The sequence below is a fragment of the Chitinophaga sp. genome (assembly GCF_035564935.1).
Lineage (GTDB): Bacteria > Bacteroidota > Bacteroidia > Chitinophagales > Chitinophagaceae > Chitinophaga.
Genome location: NZ_DATMTE010000004.1, coordinates 1 through 2,270, shown reverse-complemented (window position 1 = coordinate 2,270; position 2,270 = coordinate 1). Strand labels below are relative to the sequence as shown.

The window sequence follows — 2,270 nt, the reverse complement described above, 5'->3', positions numbered from 1 at the left end:
TCAAACTGCCTGGCTTCTTTGTTGTCAATGATTTTAAAATCCTTCATGATCATAATTATTTTTTTACATGATGTTTCTAGCGGTAGCACTAAGGGAAGTATCTTATGCAAAGGGAAAGTTGAAATAAGATAGTACGAATGGTATTAAAATACCCTGAAAAGCCGATTCCGTCTGCAAATATACTAATAATATAGCAGAAAACCGTGAAACAATAATATGTAAAAATAATTAATACTTAAAGTAGTTGGCAGGTAAGCCTTTAATTGGCAGCCTCACGTGAAACACGCTGCCACTAAGGGGATATTCAGCGATCTGTGCGGCCGTCATATGCTCCCTGGCGGTGGTGATCAGCATTTCATCCATTCCCGGTCCGCCGAAAGCGCAGGAAGATACATGTGGGGCCGGCATCTCCACTTTTCCCAGCAATTCACCTGTTGCCGGGTTCCAGCGATATACGCCATAGCCGCCCCAATGGGCAATCCAAAGCATGCCTTCCCCATCAATTGCCATTCCATCCGGCCAGCCCAGTTCCGGCGGAATATGTATCGCTACCCGCGTAAATGTAATGGCGCCCGTTGATGCATCATAACTGAATTGCTGTACTGTACGGGTATGCGTATCATTATAATACATTTTATTTCCTGTCCACACCAACCCATTGGAGATGGTAACACCGGCCAATTTCAGCTCCGGCGCAGTTTTTCCACTAATACAATAAAGGTTGCCCGTTCCTTCTTCGGGCGGCATTTGCATGGTACCAATCCATAAACGACCCGCAGGATCACACTTACCATCGTTGCAACGCACCTGGCTGCGCTTCTCCAGTACTGCAATACGACTGCTCATTCCCTGCTCCGGCGAAAAAAATGCAATGCCGTCTTTTATCCCTGCTACCAGTTCATCCCTGCCCGCTACCGGCGCCAGCGTGGTTACATAATCACCCGTATCAAACCGTTGCTGGAAACAGTTTACATCCCGCATATAAATACTGTAACCAAGGATATCCACCCAGCACCAGCTGTTCCTTTCCCGCCACCAACAAGCACCTTCGCCCAATTCACAGGTTAAGGCAGATAATAAGGAGGCCCGGTATATTTTCATATTCATATTATTGGTTTGATAAAAGCTGCGCTGCCAGTCATTTCCGTATATCACAATATAAAGTTTTGTGTGCTGATATTGTATATTGCAGGTTGTAATGATTGTTAATTCCAATTTCTTAACGCCATCTATGAATATCAAAGTATTTGAAAAACTCCGCGCAGCAGAACTGATAAACGACACGGAGCTTGCAGCAGTGAAAACTGCAGAAGATCAGCGACTGTTCTCCCTCCACTGGGAAATCAAAACATTGCTTTACCTGGGCGTATTGTTGCTGAGCGGCGGCCTGGGGATCCTGATCTATAAAAATATCGATACTATTGGTCACCAGGTAATACTACTGATCATTGGGGCTATCAGCGCCGGTTGCTTTAGCTACTGTATCCGGAAAAAAGCGCCCTTTTCATGGGAGAAAGTAAATTCACCAAATGCTTTTTTCGATTATGCGTTACTGTTAGGCTGCCTTACCTTTGTTACTTTTGTAGGTTACCTGCAATTCCAGTATACTGCTTTCGGCACTGCTTACGGGTTAGCCACCTTTATTCCGCTGGCCGTGCTTACGGTAAGCGCTTATTATTTCGATCACCTGGGCGTGCTGTCAATGGCCGTCACCAACCTGGCCGCCTGGATGGGCATTGCGCTTACACCTTTCCAGGTACTGTCGGCCAACGATTTTGGCAACGAGCGGCTTATTTACACCGGCGCCATACTGGGCGTGCTCCTGCTTTCGCTGGCATTTATATCTGCCCGGAAAAATTTAAAAAAACACTTTGCCTTTACCTATCAGAATTTCGGTGCGCATATTATTTTCATTGCCTCTGTAGCCGGCATGATCGTGTTTGATGCAGGCTGGATCGCCTGGTTTGCATTTATGGCAGTTATTGCTTATTTCCTTTTCCGGGAAGCATTCAAAGAACGGTCTTTTTACTTTGTGCTGATCACCGTATTGTATAGCTATGTAGCCATAAGTATTGCCGTGGTGCGATTACTTATTTTAACAGATGATATTGGCGGTATATACCTGGGACTATTGTATTTCATTGGCTCCGCCATTGGTGTGATTATATTACTGATTAACCTCAACAAAAAAATCAAACATGCTCGCGTATAATTCCACTACACTCGATAATCTTGAAATAAAAGAAGCAGCAGAAAAAGCACTGCGTAAA

At 44.8% G+C, this 2,270-nt stretch carries 2 protein-coding genes; one reads left to right on the top strand and one right to left on the bottom strand.

The genetic code is table 11. The features are described 5' to 3' along the window. Window positions 1-228: 228 nt before the first annotated feature. On the bottom strand, window positions 229-1,155 hold the full coding sequence (locus tag VN105_RS00075; RefSeq protein ID WP_325636702.1) for an SMP-30/gluconolactonase/LRE family protein: 927 nt from the start codon (window positions 1,153-1,155) through the stop codon (window positions 229-231). 76 nt (window positions 1,156-1,231) lie between these two features. On the opposite strand from VN105_RS00075, the gene VN105_RS00070 reads away from it, so the two are divergent. After that, complete coding sequence (locus VN105_RS00070; RefSeq protein ID WP_325636701.1) at window positions 1,232-2,212, top strand: DUF2157 domain-containing protein; 981 nt, start codon at window positions 1,232-1,234, stop codon at window positions 2,210-2,212. Window positions 2,213-2,270: the final 58 nt, after the last annotated feature.

Coding starts and splice junctions, on each gene's coding strand:
- VN105_RS00070 (WP_325636701.1), top strand. CDS start 1,232: ATGAATATCAAAGTATTTGAAAAACTCCGCGCAGCAGAACTGATAAAC.